The sequence below is a fragment of the Streptococcus sp. Marseille-Q4154 genome, assembly GCF_916700545.1.
Lineage (GTDB): Bacteria > Bacillota > Bacilli > Lactobacillales > Streptococcaceae > Streptococcus > Streptococcus infantis_I.
This window is the reverse complement of record NZ_CAKAKN010000001.1, coordinates 724,253-741,461: the sequence shown is the minus strand read 5'-3', so window position 1 is coordinate 741,461 and position 17,209 is coordinate 724,253. Positions and strand designations below refer to the sequence as shown.

The following is a 17,209-nucleotide window of genomic DNA, read 5'->3' as shown; positions in this document are numbered from 1 at the left end:
TTTTATACATTTAATCGATAAGGCCTGTTTCAGCTACTTTCTTATACCAATAAGCTGATTTTTTCGGGTAACGTTCTTGAGTTTCGAAATCTACATAGAAGAGACCGTAACGTTTTTCGTAACCATTTGACCATGAAAAGACATCCATCAACGACCAGATAAAGTAACCTTTTACGTTTGCTCCATCTGCTATAGCATCAGACAAGACTTCCAAGTGTTGTTTCACATAATCAATACGGCCATCATCGTAAACAGTGTTGTCCACAAACTCATCTTTGTATCCAAGTCCGTTTTCAGTGATGTAGATTTTCTTATAGTTTGGATAGTCATTTTTCACGCGCATGATCTGGTCATATAGCCCTTGAGGATAAATGATCCAGTCCCAGTCAGTACGAGGAACATAGTCAGGAGCTACACGACGACCAACACCTTTAATTTGGTACTTAGAGCTTCCTTTCTCCCCTTTACCGTTGTGGATGATTTCAGTTTCACCATCAAATGATTCCATCCAATCACTCATGTAGTAGTTAATTCCAAGGAAGTCATTCAGATCCTTAGCTGCTTCAAGTGCCGCAAAGTCTTCCTCACGAAGATCCAAGCTACCACCATTGACAGTTAAGATGTGATGGACCCCTTCCATAGTTTTTTCAGAATAGTGTCCAAGGTAGGTTGCATCTAGAATAAATTTGTTGTGGATGATATCTTCCAACTCAGCTGCACGTACGTCTGCAGGATTTTTAGGATCCAATGGATACTTAGTTGGAAGGGCATGAACAACCCCGATTTCACCTTTGTAGCCTTTGTCTTTATACAATTTTACAGCACGCGCATGTGAAACCATCATATTGTGGTGTGATTGGAAAACTTTGGCAAGGTCATACTGAATCCCTGGAGGGAATTTACCGACCAAGTATTGACCGTCACCGATTGGGCCAATTTCATTGAAGGTTGTCCAGTAGTTGACTTCTGGGAATTCTTCAAAACAGAAGGCCGCATAATCTACAAAGTGTTGGATATTTTCACGATTCAAGAAGTCTCCATTTGAGTGAAGAGCTTCTGGTGTATCAAAGTGATGAAGAGTAACAAAGGGTTCTACGTGGCGTTTGTGGCATTCAGCAAATAAGTTATGGTAGAACTCGACACCTTTAGGATTTACCTCACCATATCCAGTTGGGAAAATACGTGACCAAGCAATGGAAATCCGAATACCATTGACGCCGTATTCCTCAGCTAATTGAAGATCTACTGGATATTTATGGTAGAAATCACTAGCCGGTTCAGCTGTATACCAATAGTTATCAGCAAGATATTTGTCCCAAGCAACAGGACCTTTCCCATCAGTATGAGTAGCTCCTTCTGCTTGATAGGCAGCTGTCGCGCCGCCAAAAATAAAGTCTTTAGGGAGTGTTTTTGTCATTTTTTCACCTTTTTCTTGATTGAATAAAATGAAAAGTGAGTGTAGAGGAGTTAGTGAACCATCCATCTCCATCTCACTTCTTTGTTATGCCACTAATTATGTGATATAAGGGGGGAAAACAAATTTATGACTATAAGGAAAATCTGTAGATTTCCGTAATGTTAGGAGACTATTATAAAATCCCTAACATTAATCGAATTGCGCTTGAACAAAGGCTAGAGCACCTTGTCCATCACGAGTCAACTTGATGTATTGAGCTCCTTCAGTCTTAGCCAATTTGATTCCAAGTTTATCTGTTTCAGCCTTCATGTCCTCATAGTTTGACGCGACCTGTGGTGCCAAGATAACCAAATCAAATTCTGGCAACATTTCACGGTGGGCTCCATAGCCACCCGCTGCAGCTTTAACTGGCACCTTGTATTCTGCTGCCGCTTTGTTCAAGGCATTGGCAAGAAGTCCACTTGTTCCACCACCTGCACAGAGAACGAGTACGTTGGTTTCTTCTGTAATTGTATTTTGTGCTGATTCTACTCCAGCTTTTTCAAGGATAGCATCAGCTTTAGCAGTATTAAAGTTTGCAGCTACTTTTTCTTTTAATTCATCGTTGGCTTTACCAGAACGTTCTTCTTCAAGAATTTGTTCGTCATAAACTTTAAGGAATGGATAGTAGATTGCAATATCCACTACGATTAACAATGCTGCAAGAGCAAATGACAAGAACTGGAAGTTTGTACCAAGAACAATACCAAGAGGTCCTGGTGTAGTCCATGGAAGGTTGGCAGTAAATGAGTTCATGCCAAGTGTTTCAATAAAGAACTTAAAGATCCATACGTTTGCAATTGGTGCAAAGATGAATGGGATAAAGAAGATTGGGTTCAAAACAAGTGGTGCACCAAACAAGATTGGTTCATTTACACCGAAGAATGTAGGAACTACTGAAGCACGTCCAATAGCACGATTTCGTTTTGATTTACATAACCACATAAACATGAATGGAACTACAAGTGTTGCACCTGTACCACCCATAGTGACGATAAACATTTGTGTACCAGATGTAAGGATCTTATCAGCGTGCATACCTTGTTGAAGAAGGTTCAAGTTGACTTCGGCATTTGCATAAGTGATCGCTGCAATCGCAGGTTCAACGATAGATGGGCCGTGAATACCGACAAACCAGAAGAAGGCAAAAGCACCAAAGATAATAGTAATACCAAGATAACCGTCTGCTGCTGAGAATAATGGAGCAAAGAATTTACCGATTGATTCTGCAACGCTTGCACCAACAAATTGACGAGCGAGCAAGTCAAGAGCATACAGAGAAACAACTGAAAGCGTAAATGGAATAACGTCTTTAAAGACTTGTGAGATATTTGGTGGAACTTCGTCAGGCATGCGAATAGTAACGTTGTTCTTCACACAAACCTTATAGATAGCTACAGTTACAAAAGCTGCCAGGAAGGCTGAAAGCAACCCTTTTGTTCCAAGGAAACCAGTTGCAAAGCCACCCTCGATTGGGTCAGCCGCCAACATCAGCAAACCAACAATAGCTGCTAAGAGCGTTGACATATAGTTGATTTGATTGGTTTTCTCCATACTACGGTTAACTGAGTCTGTTAAAGATTTAGCAGTGGTTCCAGCTACCAAAAGTGCTAGAATCCCCATTGAATAGCTGTAGGGTTTCATCAAAAGTGCTACAACTTCATCAGACCATTTAAATCCCCAAGAGTTTGGAACAAAGGCAATCAAGATAAAAATACTTGAGAAGAGAATGACTGGCATTCCAGCGATAAATCCATCACGAATAGCACGAAGATAGATATTTCGAGATAGCTTTTCAAAGAAAGGCTTCCCTTTCTCGATATAGGCAATTAACTTATTCATTATTTAGCTCCTCTTTTATAAAGTTCAATTAAGTGGTGCATCAAATCTTTTAACAAAATAGTTGTCATCAAGTGATCTTGACCGTGCATCATGGTCACACTATAAGCCAAATCATCACCTGCAGCTTCCTTGGTTAAAAGACTCGTTTGCGCGTGGTGTGCTTCAGCGATACAGCTACCAGCTTCCTCAACTAAGCTATCCGCTTTCGCAAAATCACCAGCTTCAGCAGCCTTCAAAGCTTCCAATAATTTTGAACGAGCATCGCCAGCATAGGCTACGATTTCAAAACCTAACAATGTTACTTCTTCTCTATTCATGATAGAATTCTCCTTATATTTTTTTAATAGATGTTATGACAATAAACGTTGAATGTGTAGAACAAGATAAACTCGTTCACTCTTGTAGAGGTCAAGACCAGTTTCCTGTGCAATGACTTCATAAATTTTGCTACCAATCTCGAATGCTTCTGGATAGGTATTCTTTATATGTTCTTCCATATCGAGCAAGGATTGATTATCATCGCGACTACGATCCAGATAATCCAAGAAATAATTGAGATGAATCATAAAGCGATCGTAGAAATTATTATTTTCAGGTGTTCGCTGGATTTTATAACTCTTCAAAACGCTTTCAACCCTCTTTAAAATTTCCTTTCTCTTATCAATCGACTCAACAACTTCGACTTCATTCTCACCTTCGGCGTTTATGAAATGATAAGCGATACGAATGATTTCGTCTTCAGGAAAATTTTCTGTCAGTTTTTGACGATAAATTTCAAAAGCTTCTTGTGCAATTTGAAAAGCGATAGGATATTTGGCAGAAATGTCAGGCAAGTTACTATCCTTATAGCGTCCTTGACTAATAGCCTGATAAGAACAATAGATATGGTCTGTCAGAGTGACGTATAGGTACTCTTGGACAGGATATTGATATTTTTTAGAAAGATTATCAATTATTTCATAAGTAACCGTAATAAAATCAAGCGGTACATCCTTGAGAAGAGCCATAAAATTTTCTCGCGACTCTTCCGTTTTCATCCGAAAAATTTTTTCAACCTGATCCTCAGAAATCAAATCTCCCTTCTTCTTACCGAATGAAATACCCTTACCAATTACGATCAACTCCTCTCCCTTGCTATTACGCACAAGAGAAACATTGTTATTCATTGGATTTAATATCCGATACATGGCAACCTCCTTGCCCTATTATTTAAGTTTTGTGAGCATAAAAAATGACCACAAATGAACTCAGAAAATATACATCTGAGTCATCTGTGATCATGCCTAATATTACTTAGTAACACTCACTTTGTATTAACTTGTGACTTTAGTATATCACAAGAATGATTTTTTGTAAACCTTTACATACAACTTTTTTAAAATGTTTTAAAGTTTTTTTACTAGGTTTTAGGATATAAAGGGGGAAGTTTACACACGTTCAGTCCATGAAGTAGCTGTTGTTTGAAGAACCTTGTTAAGTTCATCAATGTTTTCAAATCCTGTTGTACGAAGCCATTCGCGAGCTGCTGCTTCACCATCTTTGATGTAAGCTTCAACTGATCCTGCCCATGTAGCACGTCCACAAAGAACACCATTGAAGTTTGCACCTGATTCGTGGGCAAATACAAGAGTTTCTTGGAAGAGCTTAGCGGATACACCTGCACTCAAGTAGATGTATGGAAGGTTAGTTGCTTCATCTTGCGCTTTGAAGAAAGCAGCTGCTTCTTCACGTGTATGAACGATTTCTCCATCACCAAAGCCTTCAACGTATTTCACGTTAACTGGAACTTCCACTTTCAAGACATCAATGTTGAAACGTGGGTCTGAGAAGACCTTCATAGCACCGATAACCTTATGTGGTTTTACTTTAGCGTATTCTGCAGAACCTGCATCAGCAATCTTTTCATCGTAAGCCAAGATTTCAAGGAAGAATGGAATGTCTTCAGCCACACACTCAGAACCAATACGTTCGATGTATGCTTGTTTTTGTTGGTTAAGTTCGTCAGAGCTATCTACATCATAGTAAAGCAAGAACTTAACAGCATCTGCACCTTGTTCTTTAATGCGTTTTGCAGACCAAACATCCAAGCAGTCTGGCAAACGTTTTGTACTTGTTGTGTCATATCCTGTTTTTTCATAAGCAAGGAGAAGACCTGCATTTGGAGCAAGTGCTTTTGTAGCAGGAAGACCATATTCAGGGTCAAGAAGCATTGATGAAGCGTATTTAGTCAATTCATCTGCTACCAAAACTTTGAGTTCTTCCATTTGAGCTACTATAGGCTCTTCTGTTTGGTATTGAGCCATAAGGCGTTTCAAAGCGCCACGTTGGTCAAATGCAAGAGCTGAGATGATTCCATTTTCATCTGAGAGTTTTTTCAAACAAGCACGTTTATTTTCTGTTAAAGTCATTTTATACCTCTTTCACAATTAATTGGTCAAATAAATTTTGATAGTTAGCCATATTGACATGACCGGTCATTTTTTCTTGAGCATTTAGCATACCAAGGACATTCGCCTTAGTCAACAATTCTTGATCAGATTCTTTATGGAAAAGACCTGATGCAATACCTGCTACAGTAGAATCACCAGAACCAACTGGATTTACTACTTGAATTTTTGGAATATCTACTTTATAAAAAGTATCCCCGTGTTTTGCAAAGGCACCGTTAGCACCTAGAGAAACGATAATCCACTCAATTCCATCAAATAAAGGATCTTGAAGAACTTCTTTTAATTCATCCAAATCTTTAGAAATTTCTCTTCCCAAAAGTTGAGACAATTCTTCATTATTTGGTTTAATTACCGTTGGTTTATGTTGTGATTCAAGAACAGCCTGAAGAGCTGCTCCTGAACAGTCCAAGACAACTGGTTTTCCTGCTTTATTAGCAAGTTCAACTAAACTAGCATAATAATCAACTGGGAGTCCAGCTGGTAGACTACCTGAAATAGCTACAACTTCTACAGTATTAAGAAGTTCTTTGAAGTAAGCCAAGAAATCTTGTCCTTCTTTTTCTTGAACCTCAGGACCTTTTTCAAGAATTTCTGTTTGGTTTTCTCCATGTAGAATGGCGATACAGTTACGAGTTTCCCCTTGGATAGAAAAGAAACGTTTCGAAACTTGATCATCAATATTTTCAACTAGAAAATCACCTAGTTTACCACCAACAAGTCCAGTTGCGACTACAGAATCACCAAATTCTGATAGGACACGAGTAACGTTAAGACCTTTACCACCAGCCGTTTTCGTAACATCGACAACACGGTTGACAGTGTCAATTTTTAATTCATCCAAAGGATAGGAAATATCAATGGATGGGTTCATTGTGACTGTTAAAATCATGAGTCACCTCTTAGTCGTGGTATTCACCGCGATCCCATTTTTCAAGGAATTCTGTAAAGAAGTTTGCATCCGTTTGATGATCGTTATGAGTTTCAACGTGTTGGATTTTAGCAATCAATTTTTTATTTTCTTCAGATGGTTTGTATTCAGCATTGATGAAAGCTTCAATGATATCGCACATAAGCAATTCACCAGTGATTTTACCACCAAATCCGATAACGTTGGCATTCAATTGTTCTTTTGCATAAAGAGCTGTTGTCATATCACGAACCAACGCAGAACGAACACCTGGAACTTTGTTAACAGCATTATTAATACCTACACCAGTACCACAGATACATACACCAAGATCAGCTTGGCCACTAACTACTGCTTCACCAACTTTTTTACCAAAGATTGGGTAGTGAGTACGAGCGTGGTCATAAGTACCAAAGTCGATGACTTCATGTCCTTTTGATTTCAAAAATTCTGAAACCGCCATTTTTTCATTAGTTACGATGTGGTCACATCCAATTGCAATTCTCATTTTTATCTTACCTTTCTTTCAATATCAAAATTAGCACATTTTGTTCAACATGTCGACCCTGATTTGGTGACGACCGCCGTCGTATTTACCATTTACAAAGCCTTTAGCAATGTTTTTAGCTAATTCATCACCAACAAGTTGAGCACCCATCGTAATCATACGTGAGTTGTTGTGACCGCGAGTCATATAAGCTGAACGTTCATCAGATACTTCTGCAGCAACCATTCCTTTGATTTTAGTAGCAACCATAAACGGACCTGCACCATAAGCATCAATGACGATACCAAGGTTTTGTTCTTCTTTCTTAACTTCTTCCGCAACCGCAAGAGTTACATCAACGAAGTCTTGACCTTCTGCTGTAACATCCACTACGTGGAAGTTTTCTTTTTCCAAGAAGTCTTTTACAACTTCTTTCAATCTTAAACCTGCAGCATCTGCACCAATAACAATAGCCATATTGTATACTCCTTTTTTATAATAGACCAGTAAAACTTTCTGATTCTAGCCTAAAAGAGACCTTTCTCAAATAGTTACTAGTAGTTTTGTTGACAATAATTTAAATTAAGAACAAATATCTTATTCGTTTCTTAATAAGCTTTCTTCAGAGAAAAGCCAGAACAGTAATCTTGTTAAAATAAACACAAATTGTTCTTTATAAACATAATATACTACTATTAGTTGGAAAAGTCAACAATTTATGTTTGTTTTTGTTTATTTTTTATAAAATCTCGATATCAAATCCAACCTGATCAAAATCACTAGGTTTTATTATCTTAACATCTTTCTTATCTTCCAGTCTATCTCCTTCTTCTATTGAAGTAGACAAACCTGACCATGGTTCCAAGGCAATAAATGGGCCTTTATTAAGAGTTGACCATACAATTAAATTTGGAAACTCTTTAAAATGTAGTTTCAAACCTTTATCATGTTTTCGTGAACGCAAAGCTACTGTTCGAGATTCCAACTCATCTAATGTTACAGCATCATAGCTAAAGAAATCATAATTCAAGTCTATTTCTTTTTGATTATTTAACCAAGAACTTCTATCTTTGAAATCCAACATTCCTGTTTCTGGGAAAGGTTTTGGAACTGTACATGTTTCTGGCTTTTCAAATTCAAGATAGTAATCCTCATACACTTCACCACCTAATAATGGACAGTTAAAACCAGGATGCCCACCAATAAAATATGGCATACTCTTTTCTAATTCTTTATTATAGATTTTATACTGTGTACGTATGGTTTTCCCAGTCACTGTATAAGTAATTTCTAAACGAAAATGATAAGGGTAATTTGCATACATTTCTTCATCATCTTCAATAGCAAATGTCACAGAATTATCTGTTTGTTCCACTAAAGTAAAATCTTTTTTTCGTACTAAGCCATGTCGAGGGATTTTTCCTTTTTTTTGACTACCATCTTCCTTATCATAAAGGACCGTATCATTTCTTACTGAACCACATATTGGGAATAATACGGGTGCTTGCCCACTCCAATAAGTTGGATCCCCCTGCCACAAATACTCTACATCATCTTTATCTTTTATAGAGGATAGCGCTCCTCCAAGTGTTTGAAACTCAACATTTAATTGATCTGATTTTAATGCAATCATAAGTCTTACCTCCAATTCTCTAAAAAAACTAGGCTGACCGCTCCATAGTGGAAACAGACAACCTAGTTTTTACAATTTACATTTTTAGGAGCAAATTATTTTGCGTTTGCTGCGTATTCTTCGTTACGTTTGATCATTTGTTTTCTGTACCATGCAAAGATACCAACGTAGAATACAAGGAATACTACTGCACCAAGGATAGCTTTGATATCACCAGTTGTAGCGTTACCGATTGCCCAACCAAATAGTTTTTCGATTGGTCCTTCAAGAGTTGAGTGAGTAATCAATTGTGATTGGTTCACACCTTCTGGGAAGGCACCTACACCTTTAGCAAGTTCAGTTGCGAATGGTGCGATAAGTGTACCTGAAAGAAGGAAGAGTGGCAACAAGAGAGTTCCGAAGATAATCATACGGAGCAATTTACCACGAGTAACTACCAAGAGAGCTGGAGTCACACCCATAGCGATGATACCAGCAAGTGGCAAGATACCATTTCCGACATTTGAAAGAAGCACTGCTTCAACCAACATGATTGGTGCAAGTACGTTAGCACAAGCCCAGATTTCAGCACGACCAGCGATAAATGGCCAGTCAAGACCGATGTTGAATTTACGTCCTTGAAGACGTTTAGTAGCAACGTTTGTAATACCTTGTGAAAGTGGTTCTACGGCTGCGATGAACCATGAACCGATCAATGAGAAGAGCTCCAAGCAGACACCGGCAGTCAAACCAAGTGACAACCAACCTTTAATAACAAGTTCCCATGAAGATGCATCTTCTACTCCAGCAACTGGATGTGGAGTACCCATCAAACCGATAACGATACCAAGGATGAAACCGATGAAGAATTTAGATCCCCAAAAACCGATTCGTTTGTTCAATTTAGCAGCGTCAAAGTCGTATTTATCAAGACCTGGGAAGAATTTATCAAAAATCTTATCCAAAACCATGATAACTGGGTTCATCATGTAGTTCATGTGAGTTGAAGTCATTGGTGATGAACTTGGTGCGTTAAGAAGGTCGTCAAATGTTGGTTTCATCAAGTCAGAGTTGATAATTTTAAGAACCCCAACAAGAACAACTGCTGCAGTCGCGATGAAGAGTGAAACTCCTTGGCTAACTCCATTGTTGTCAGCGTACCATTTGATCAAAAGACCTGTAATAGACAAGTGCCAGATATCGAAGATATCAACGTCAAGTGTATCAGTTTTCTTCATTGCAAGCATCACAACGTTGACAATCAACATGATGAGCAAGAAGTAAAGTGTCCAAGCAGAACCCCAAGTGATTGTAGCAAGTGGAGCCCAACCAACGTCGGTGATGTTCAATTGAATACCAGTATTTTCAACGAATTTTGCAAGTGAAGCTGAGAAAGCTCCGTTAAGCATTCCGATAATAGCACCGATACCAGTAAGTGCGATGGCAAGTTTGATACCACCTTCAAGTGCTTTGGAGAATTTTACTCCGAAAAGCAAGGCCAATACTGTCAAAATGATCAGCATAATGATTGGGCCACCCATAGCCAAGATAGGTTTAAAGATATCGTTGGCTAGATTGATAATGAAATCCATAATTTTTCCTCCCTTTATTTTTATGGAATATTACAAAATAATAATTAACTTAATCCGTGTTCTTTAATTGCTGCTTCAATATTGTCATAAACTGGAGCGCTCATTGCTGGAATACGGAACAAGATTGGTCCAGCTTCAACTACTGGGATACCAGGGTCAAAACCTAAGTCAGTTGCAGCAATTGGTGTGAAGATATCATAACCTTTAATCAAGTCTTCATTGACATCTTTTACCATAACTGCGTCACACTGTACATCGTAACCACGGCTTGAGAGCTCTTCTTCTAGGGCGCTTTTAATTTGGTGGCTTGAGTTGACACCTGCACCACATGCAGCAAGAATTTTAATCATTTGGATTTCCTCCGTTTTTTATTTACTATTTATTTATGAATTTAAGCAGTTGCTTCTAAGATATACTGGAACAAAGCTTCTGGTTCTGTAATCTTAGAAAGTGCTTCTAGATGACCATTACCTGTAAAAAAGTCCATCAATTGAGCAAGAATATTAGTTTGACTCGAACTTGAATTATTGATGATAAAGAAGAGTAATGATACTTCTACTTCCTTGTCAGGAGCAATCATGTTGTGGAATGTTACTGGTTTCGCTAAGCGAACCACAACAACGTTTTCAGTTAAATTATGAATCGTATCAGTGTGAGGTATTGCTACATTCGGCAAGTCCTTCCCAAGAAATTCCATATCTAAACCGGTTGGGAACATTTTTTCACGTTCAATCAATGCCGATCGATATGTATCCGTAACAACTTTCTTTTCTTCTAATAGGGTTGCAACTTGATCAAAGAGTTGCTCTTGATTATCTGCTTCTAAACAAAAAACTAAGTCTTTGCTGAAGAAATGATCTAATCCCATGACCTTCTCCCTTCATATTTAACTTTTATGATACAAGTATATCACTATATGAAACCGTTGTCAATATTTTTTTGTTGTATTTTGTTTGATTTTTATTTTTTTTGTTTGATTGTAAACAGTTTGATTTTATACATATTCTTTAAAGGTTGAAAATAAATAAAAAACAGGATAAATATCCTGTTTTAGTTTTAATTCTTTTTCACTGTCCAGCTTTCTTCTACTATTGGAGTAATTTCGTTTACGATTTCTAAATTACCTTCAAGAGTAACTAATCTAATCATATTATCATCCGACTTAAATAACCAAATAACTACTTTTCTACTATTATTGTTATAATCTGCATAAATTTTGACAGCATCATAGCCCCCAATATTTCCCTTATCAGTTCTAACATTTGTAAATCTAGGATTTTCTTTTATCTTTTGTTCAAAATTGGTCTGCAAATTAGTGAGATCTTTTCCGTCTGCATTTATACTTTTACCTGAAATAGCATTCTTGTCAGTACCATCACTGAACATAAAATCAACATTATTCCCACCAGCATCACTTTGAACCCAAGATTTAGGTACTTTCATGTATCCATAATCATCTGATCCAATCCATTGTGTATCTTTAGTTGGAACGGTTGTTGTAGCTTCTGATGTTTCCTGACTAGTAGTTCCCTTAACAATTGTGGTAGTTTCAGCTGTTACATCTTTTTTACCAGTATTTGTATTACAAGCAGCAAGAGTGATACCACAAAGCAAAAGTGTAGATAAAGTTATCAATTTTTTCATGATAATTCTCCTTTCACTACTATTCTAAAGCAAGAAGAACAAAGTGTCAAATATATTCTGTAAACTAGCAGTATTATCAAAAATACAATAAATCTACTATTATATTTACTAAAACTCATTCTTTTTTCATTGCAAAAAGCTCTAATCAGGAAATCTTTTTGATATCCTAAATAAAACTGGATAAAAAAAGAGCAGGAAAAATCCTGCCTTTTAAGCCTTTTTATTAGTCCAACTTTGTTCAATCAAAGGAAGCATATCCTTCAACACTTCAGGTGTTCCTTCTAGAGAAACATATCTAAACTTACCATCGTCTGATTTAAAGATATAGATAACCAGATATTTTCCATTTTTTGCAATACAGTTTACAACATAAGCATCATAACCACCAATTTTTGACTTAGAACCCCATACTTTTGAGAAGTCCTTACTTTGTTGTTTTGTTTGATAGATACTAGTAGAAACTTGAACAGCGTCGAGAGCAGCATATTCACTTTCACTAACACCAAGGTGCTCTGGTTTAAAAGTATTTAGAGTTACGATATTGATGTCCGTTCCATCACAGTACTGAATATCATCACCACCATCAACTTCTGTAAAATGAATCCATGATTTTGGAACTTTTACGTAGCCATAAGCATCTGACCCAATTACTTGGGTATCTTCAATCGTTGATTCGGCTACAGTTGTTGTTTCTTGGGCTGTAGTAGTTTCTTGAACTGTTGTTGCTTCTGAGGCTACTTCTTTTTTAGATTTTGAAGTATTACAAGCAGCGAGGCAAAAGCAACACACTAAAAGTGTAGATAAGCTTACGATTTTTTTCATGATCCTTCTCCTTTCACTTCTATTCTAATGAAAGAAAAGATAAGTGTCAAAAGATAACTGTGATTCATTCAAAAGAATAATAGAAAATAATTATTCTTCATCCATGCTCAAGACACTGAGGAAAGCTTCTTGAGGTACTTCTACTGAACCGATAGCTTTCATCCGTTTCTTACCAGCTTTTTGTTTTTCAAGGAGTTTACGTTTACGTGAAACATCTCCTCCATAACACTTGGCAAGAACGTTCTTACGAAGAGCTTTGATATCTGTACGAGCAACAATCTTGTGTCCAATAGCCGCTTGGATTGGAACCTCAAACTGTTGACGTGGAATAATTTTCTTAAGCTTATCAACAATGAGTTTCCCACGTTCATAAGCAAAGTCCTTGTGAACGATAAAGCTGAGTGCATCCACCTTGTCTCCATTGAGAAGGATATCCATTTTAACCAGCTTAGATGGGCGATACTCTGACAATTCATAGTCAAAACTTGCGTACCCACGTGTTGAAGATTTGAGCTTATCAAAGAAATCAAAGACAATTTCAGCAAGTGGAATTTGATAGATAACATTAACACGATTATCATCAATATAATCCATTGTTACAAAGTCACCACGTTTGCGTTGAGCTAGTTCCATAACAGCTCCTACAAATTCCTGTGGTACCATGATTTGTGCTTTAACATAAGGTTCTTCAATAGTTGCAATTTTAGTAGGATCAGGAAACTCGGATGGATTCGATACATCCATTGACTCGCCATCAGTCTGATTAACCTTGTAGATAACGGATGGTGCAGTCATGATCAAGTCAATGTTGAACTCACGTTCCAAACGTTCCTGAATAACATCCATATGAAGGAGACCCAAGAATCCACAACGGAAACCAAAACCAAGAGCTTGCGATGTTTCGGGTTCAAACTGAAGACTAGCATCGTTCAACTGCAATTTTTCAAGGGCTTCACGAAGGTCATTGTATTTATTTGACTCGATTGGATAAAGACCTGCGAAAACCATCGGATTCATCTGCTTATATCCAGATAGGGGTTCTGAAGCAGGGTTCGCCGCCAAGGTAACTGTATCACCGACACGAGTGTCTTGAACAGTTTTGATAGATGCTGCAATATAACCAACGTCACCTGTCGCAAGGAAGTCACGTCCTACTGCTTTGGGTGTGAATATTCCGACCTCAGTAACATCAAAGGTTTTACCATTGCTCATGAGCTGAATCTTATCACCAGGCTTAACAACTCCATCCATGACACGAACTTGGAGGATAACACCACGATAAGCATCATAAACTGAGTCAAAAATCAAAGCTTTTAATGGTGCTGATACATCACCAGTTGGTGCTGGAACTTTTTCTACAATTTGCTCTAAAATATCTTCAATTCCAATCCCAGCTTTTGCTGAAGCTAATACAGCCTCACTAGCATCCAGACCGATGACATCTTCAATTTCTGTACGCACGCGCTCTGGATCTGCTGCTGGTAGGTCAATTTTATTGATAACTGGAAGGATTTCCAAATCATTATCTAAAGCAAGATAGACGTTTGCCAGTGTTTGAGCCTCAATTCCTTGGGCGGCATCGACTACTAAGATAGCACCCTCACAAGCAGCTAGAGAACGTGATACCTCATAAGTGAAGTCCACGTGTCCCGGTGTGTCAATCAAGTGAAAGATATAAGTCTCACCATCCTTAGCCGTATAATTAAGCTCAATGGCATTCAGTTTGATAGTAATCCCACGCTCTCTCTCTAGGTCCATACTATCAAGAAGCTGAGCTTGCATTTCACGACTAGAAACCGTCTCTGTAGCCTCCAAAATACGGTCCGCCAATGTTGACTTCCCATGGTCAATATGCGCGATAATGGAAAAGTTTCGGATCTTCTCCTGACGTTTTTTCAATTCTTCTAAATTCAAGATTCTCTTCCTTTCAGGGTATCTATTAATTATAAATTGTTTTTATGTTTTTGACAAGACCATAATACCCTGTAGAGAGTATTAATCTTCAGCAACAAAGCCGTCATTTTCGATGAAATAGTGGTCTGTCATACCTTGGTCAGTAAAGATAATTCCATGAAGGACACCACCATAGACAGCTCCTCCATCCATTCCAATCTTTCCATCTTCTGTCATCCAAAGTTCTGCAGTTCCTGGTTTTTGTTCCAAAAGTCCGTAGACTGGTGTATGACCAAAAACAATTGTTTTTCCTGTATGATTAACTGCTTCGTGGAATGGTTTTCTGAGCCAGACTTTCTTGTAATCTGTAGTTTCATGCCAATCATCCAAGGTTAGATCAATTCCCGCATGAACAAAGATATACTGATCAGTTTCAATGACAAAAGGCATTTGACGGATAAATTCTACTAAGTCGGCTGCTTCCGCTTCAACACGCTTAGCATCTGCGACTCCATCTACTGGTGCATCCAGTGGACGCCCCAAAATAGAATTAATAGTTGTATCCCCACCATTACGACGATAGTGGTCATAGCTTTCTTCAGGATTATCCAACCAAGTTAAAAACATGTACTCGTGATTTCCTGAAATGCAAATCGCTCCTTGATTTTCTACCAAGTCTTTGACCATTTCAAGAACACGACGACTATCTTCTCCTCTATCAATCAAATCTCCAAGAAAGAGTAATTGAGTCTTACCATCCCATGTTTTAAGAAGGTCATCGAGCATTCCTGCTTTCCCATGGACATCTCCAATAACATAATAGTCTGTCATTTATTTCTCCTTACTTTGTAACAATTCTCTCGCTTGACTAAGTGCTGCTTCAGTCACATTCTCACCAGCCAACATTTTAGCAACTTCTTCCACCCTTTCTTCAACTGTCAACAAGCGAACTGTTGAAACAGTTGAATGGTCATTACTAATCTTTTCAATAAAGAACTGATAATCTGCGATCGCAATGACTTGAGGAAGATGAGATATAGCTAATACTTGACCATTCTGACCAATTTTATGAATCTTTTGAGCGATTGCTTGAGCTACACGACCTGAAACTCCTGTGTCCACTTCATCGAATACAATACTGGTCTTACCTTCCTTACGAGAAAAAGCAGACTTGATCGCCAACATGAGGCGAGACAACTCTCCTCCAGAAGCTACTTTAACCAATGGTTTAAAGTCTTCTCCAGGGTTGGTGGAGATGTAAAATTCAACACTTTCATTTCCTTCGCGAGTAAACTTACCTTTAGTAAATTGAACCTGAAATCGAGCCTTATCCATATAAAGGTCTTTGAGTTCTTGCTGTATCTCAATTTCTAATTGTTGAGCTAAGTTATGTCGAGCAGATGCAAGCTTAGTTGCTAAGTCAACTAGACTTACTTCCAATTTTTTGAGTTCTGCTTCCATATCATCTGAAGATAAATGATTGCCAGTCAAAAGGTTGTATTCTTCTGTGATTTTAGCAAAGTACATCAAGACATCGTCAACATTCCCACCATACTTACGTGTAATGGCGTGAATGAGATCTAAACGGCTTTCAATCTGCATGAGACGATTACCGTCGAAATCAAGACTTTCAATAATATCCTCTAAACGTTTAGTAACATCTTCTAGAACATAATAAGATTCAGATAAGGAAGTAGAAATTTCACGATATTCTACATCATACTCTTCTAAACTTTCCATATCATTCATTGCTGAACGAACGTTAGCTAGACTTGAAAATTCTTCATTATCTAACATTGTATAAGCATTAGTCAACGTGTCAGCAATATTTTTATGATTTAAAAGTTTATCTCGATCTTGGTTTAGTTTGAGGTCTTCACCTGGCTGTAAGGACGCAGATTCAATTTCAGCCATCTGAAATTCCAACATTTCAATACGAGCCTTGTGCTCTTCTTGATTTTTCTTAATCTCAAGAAGTTTCTTGCGCTTTTTACGATAAGCATCAAAGTTTGTCTGGTAGGCTTGCTTCAGTTCCAGAAAATCTGCATCACCAAACCCATCAAGCATCTGAATGTGCAATTGGGGACGCATTAACTCTTCTTGATCATGTTGCCCATGGATATCCACAAGATACTGTCCAATTGAGCGAAGAACAGATAGATTAACCATCTGTCCATTGACACGACTAACACTACGCCCGTTTTGTAAAATTTCACGACGGATGATGATTTCATCGCCTAGCTCTATTCCTTGCTCATCAAAAATCATTTGCAAAGCATGACTATTTTCAACCGAGAAAAGACCTTCGATTTCAGCCTTAGGAGCACCATGACGAATAACGTCCGTTGTGGCTCTGGCTCCCAGCATCATATTCATAGCATCGATGATGATAGACTTCCCAGCACCGGTTTCCCCAGTCAGAACTGTCATTCCCTTCTCAAAATTAAGTGAAATAGCCTCAATGATGGCAAAGTTTTTAATTGAAATTTCAAGTAACATAAGGT

At 37.9% G+C, this 17,209-nt stretch carries 17 protein-coding genes; all 17 read right to left on the bottom strand.

Annotated features, from left to right (window positions below; all coding sequences use genetic code 11):
• Positions 1–10 precede the first annotated feature (10 nt).
• The 17 genes from lacG to recN all read right to left on the bottom strand — a co-directional run bounded on the left by lacG (position 11) and on the right by recN (position 17,204).
• Positions 11–1,417 (bottom strand): 6-phospho-beta-galactosidase, encoded by a 1,407-nt coding sequence (lacG, locus tag LG369_RS03760; protein WP_318779991.1) that lies wholly within the window; start codon positions 1,415–1,417, stop codon positions 11–13.
• A gap of 189 nt (positions 1,418–1,606) precedes the next feature.
• Positions 1,607–3,298 (bottom strand): lactose-specific PTS transporter subunit EIIC, encoded by a 1,692-nt coding sequence (locus LG369_RS03755; protein WP_225750289.1) that lies wholly within the window; start codon positions 3,296–3,298, stop codon positions 1,607–1,609.
• Positions 3,298–3,615 carry a PTS lactose/cellobiose transporter subunit IIA gene (locus LG369_RS03750; RefSeq protein WP_045763395.1) on the bottom strand — a complete coding sequence of 106 codons (318 nt, stop codon included), beginning with the start codon at positions 3,613–3,615 and terminating at the stop codon, positions 3,298–3,300. The genes LG369_RS03755 and LG369_RS03750 overlap by 1 nt, the downstream gene beginning before the upstream one ends.
• A 33-nt stretch (positions 3,616–3,648) precedes the next feature.
• Positions 3,649–4,485 carry a PRD domain-containing protein gene (locus LG369_RS03745; protein ID WP_225750288.1) on the bottom strand — a complete coding sequence of 279 codons (837 nt, stop codon included), beginning with the start codon at positions 4,483–4,485 and terminating at the stop codon, positions 3,649–3,651.
• A 240-nt stretch (positions 4,486–4,725) separates the two neighbouring features.
• Entirely contained in the window at positions 4,726–5,706 is a 981-nt protein-coding gene (gene lacD / locus LG369_RS03740) for a tagatose-bisphosphate aldolase (protein WP_225750287.1), read from the bottom strand.
• Position 5,707: 1 nt separating this feature from the next.
• Positions 5,708–6,637: a tagatose-6-phosphate kinase gene (locus LG369_RS03735; RefSeq protein WP_225750286.1), complete on the bottom strand. Its 930-nt coding sequence runs from the start codon at positions 6,635–6,637 to the stop codon at positions 5,708–5,710.
• A gap of 10 nt (positions 6,638–6,647) precedes the next feature.
• Entirely contained in the window at positions 6,648–7,163 is a 516-nt protein-coding gene (gene lacB, locus LG369_RS03730) for a galactose-6-phosphate isomerase subunit LacB (RefSeq protein ID WP_001216925.1), read from the bottom strand.
• A gap of 30 nt (positions 7,164–7,193) precedes the next feature.
• Positions 7,194–7,619: a galactose-6-phosphate isomerase subunit LacA gene (gene lacA, locus LG369_RS03725; protein ID WP_006148584.1), complete on the bottom strand. Its 426-nt coding sequence runs from the start codon at positions 7,617–7,619 to the stop codon at positions 7,194–7,196.
• A gap of 262 nt (positions 7,620–7,881) precedes the next feature.
• On the bottom strand, positions 7,882–8,775 hold the full coding sequence (locus LG369_RS03720) for an aldose 1-epimerase family protein (protein WP_225750285.1): 894 nt from the start codon (positions 8,773–8,775) through the stop codon (positions 7,882–7,884).
• 95 nt (positions 8,776–8,870) lie between these two features.
• Positions 8,871–10,346, bottom strand: a complete 1,476-nt coding sequence (locus tag LG369_RS03715) for a PTS galactitol transporter subunit IIC (RefSeq protein WP_225750284.1) — start codon at positions 10,344–10,346, stop codon at positions 8,871–8,873.
• A 44-nt stretch (positions 10,347–10,390) separates the two neighbouring features.
• Positions 10,391–10,696 carry a PTS sugar transporter subunit IIB gene (locus LG369_RS03710; protein WP_006151856.1) on the bottom strand — a complete coding sequence of 102 codons (306 nt, stop codon included), beginning with the start codon at positions 10,694–10,696 and terminating at the stop codon, positions 10,391–10,393.
• 41 nt (positions 10,697–10,737) lie between these two features.
• Complete coding sequence (locus tag LG369_RS03705; RefSeq protein ID WP_225750283.1) at positions 10,738–11,214, bottom strand: PTS sugar transporter subunit IIA; 477 nt, start codon at positions 11,212–11,214, stop codon at positions 10,738–10,740.
• A gap of 188 nt (positions 11,215–11,402) precedes the next feature.
• Positions 11,403–11,990, bottom strand: coding sequence for a hypothetical protein (locus LG369_RS03700; RefSeq protein ID WP_225750282.1), 588 nt, complete (start codon positions 11,988–11,990; stop codon positions 11,403–11,405).
• Positions 11,991–12,200: 210 nt separating this feature from the next.
• Positions 12,201–12,812, bottom strand: a complete 612-nt coding sequence (locus LG369_RS03695; RefSeq protein WP_225750281.1) for a hypothetical protein — start codon at positions 12,810–12,812, stop codon at positions 12,201–12,203.
• A 90-nt stretch (positions 12,813–12,902) separates the two neighbouring features.
• Complete coding sequence (lepA, locus tag LG369_RS03690; protein WP_036757546.1) at positions 12,903–14,726, bottom strand: translation elongation factor 4; 1,824 nt, start codon at positions 14,724–14,726, stop codon at positions 12,903–12,905.
• A gap of 81 nt (positions 14,727–14,807) precedes the next feature.
• Positions 14,808–15,536 (bottom strand): metallophosphoesterase family protein, encoded by a 729-nt coding sequence (locus LG369_RS03685; RefSeq protein ID WP_225750280.1) that lies wholly within the window; start codon positions 15,534–15,536, stop codon positions 14,808–14,810.
• Positions 15,537–17,204 carry a DNA repair protein RecN gene (gene recN / locus LG369_RS03680; RefSeq protein ID WP_225750279.1) on the bottom strand — a complete coding sequence of 556 codons (1,668 nt, stop codon included), beginning with the start codon at positions 17,202–17,204 and terminating at the stop codon, positions 15,537–15,539.
• Positions 17,205–17,209 lie beyond the last annotated feature (5 nt).

Coding starts and splice junctions, on each gene's coding strand:
- lacG (WP_318779991.1), bottom strand. CDS start 1,417: ATGACAAAAACACTCCCTAAAGACTTTATTTTTGGCGGCGCGACAGCT.
- LG369_RS03755 (WP_225750289.1), bottom strand. CDS start 3,298: ATGAATAAGTTAATTGCCTATATCGAGAAAGGGAAGCCTTTCTTTGAA.
- LG369_RS03750 (WP_045763395.1), bottom strand. CDS start 3,615: ATGAATAGAGAAGAAGTAACATTGTTAGGTTTTGAAATCGTAGCCTAT.
- LG369_RS03745 (WP_225750288.1), bottom strand. CDS start 4,485: ATGTATCGGATATTAAATCCAATGAATAACAATGTTTCTCTTGTGCGT.
- lacD (WP_225750287.1), bottom strand. CDS start 5,706: ATGACTTTAACAGAAAATAAACGTGCTTGTTTGAAAAAACTCTCAGAT.
- LG369_RS03735 (WP_225750286.1), bottom strand. CDS start 6,637: ATGATTTTAACAGTCACAATGAACCCATCCATTGATATTTCCTATCCT.
- lacB (WP_001216925.1), bottom strand. CDS start 7,163: ATGAGAATTGCAATTGGATGTGACCACATCGTAACTAATGAAAAAATG.
- lacA (WP_006148584.1), bottom strand. CDS start 7,619: ATGGCTATTGTTATTGGTGCAGATGCTGCAGGTTTAAGATTGAAAGAA.
- LG369_RS03720 (WP_225750285.1), bottom strand. CDS start 8,775: ATGATTGCATTAAAATCAGATCAATTAAATGTTGAGTTTCAAACACTT.
- LG369_RS03715 (WP_225750284.1), bottom strand. CDS start 10,346: ATGGATTTCATTATCAATCTAGCCAACGATATCTTTAAACCTATCTTG.
- LG369_RS03710 (WP_006151856.1), bottom strand. CDS start 10,696: ATGATTAAAATTCTTGCTGCATGTGGTGCAGGTGTCAACTCAAGCCAC.
- LG369_RS03705 (WP_225750283.1), bottom strand. CDS start 11,214: ATGGGATTAGATCATTTCTTCAGCAAAGACTTAGTTTTTTGTTTAGAA.
- LG369_RS03700 (WP_225750282.1), bottom strand. CDS start 11,990: ATGAAAAAATTGATAACTTTATCTACACTTTTGCTTTGTGGTATCACT.
- LG369_RS03695 (WP_225750281.1), bottom strand. CDS start 12,812: ATGAAAAAAATCGTAAGCTTATCTACACTTTTAGTGTGTTGCTTTTGC.
- LG369_RS03685 (WP_225750280.1), bottom strand. CDS start 15,536: ATGACAGACTATTATGTTATTGGAGATGTCCATGGGAAAGCAGGAATG.
- recN (WP_225750279.1), bottom strand. CDS start 17,204: ATGTTACTTGAAATTTCAATTAAAAACTTTGCCATCATTGAGGCTATT.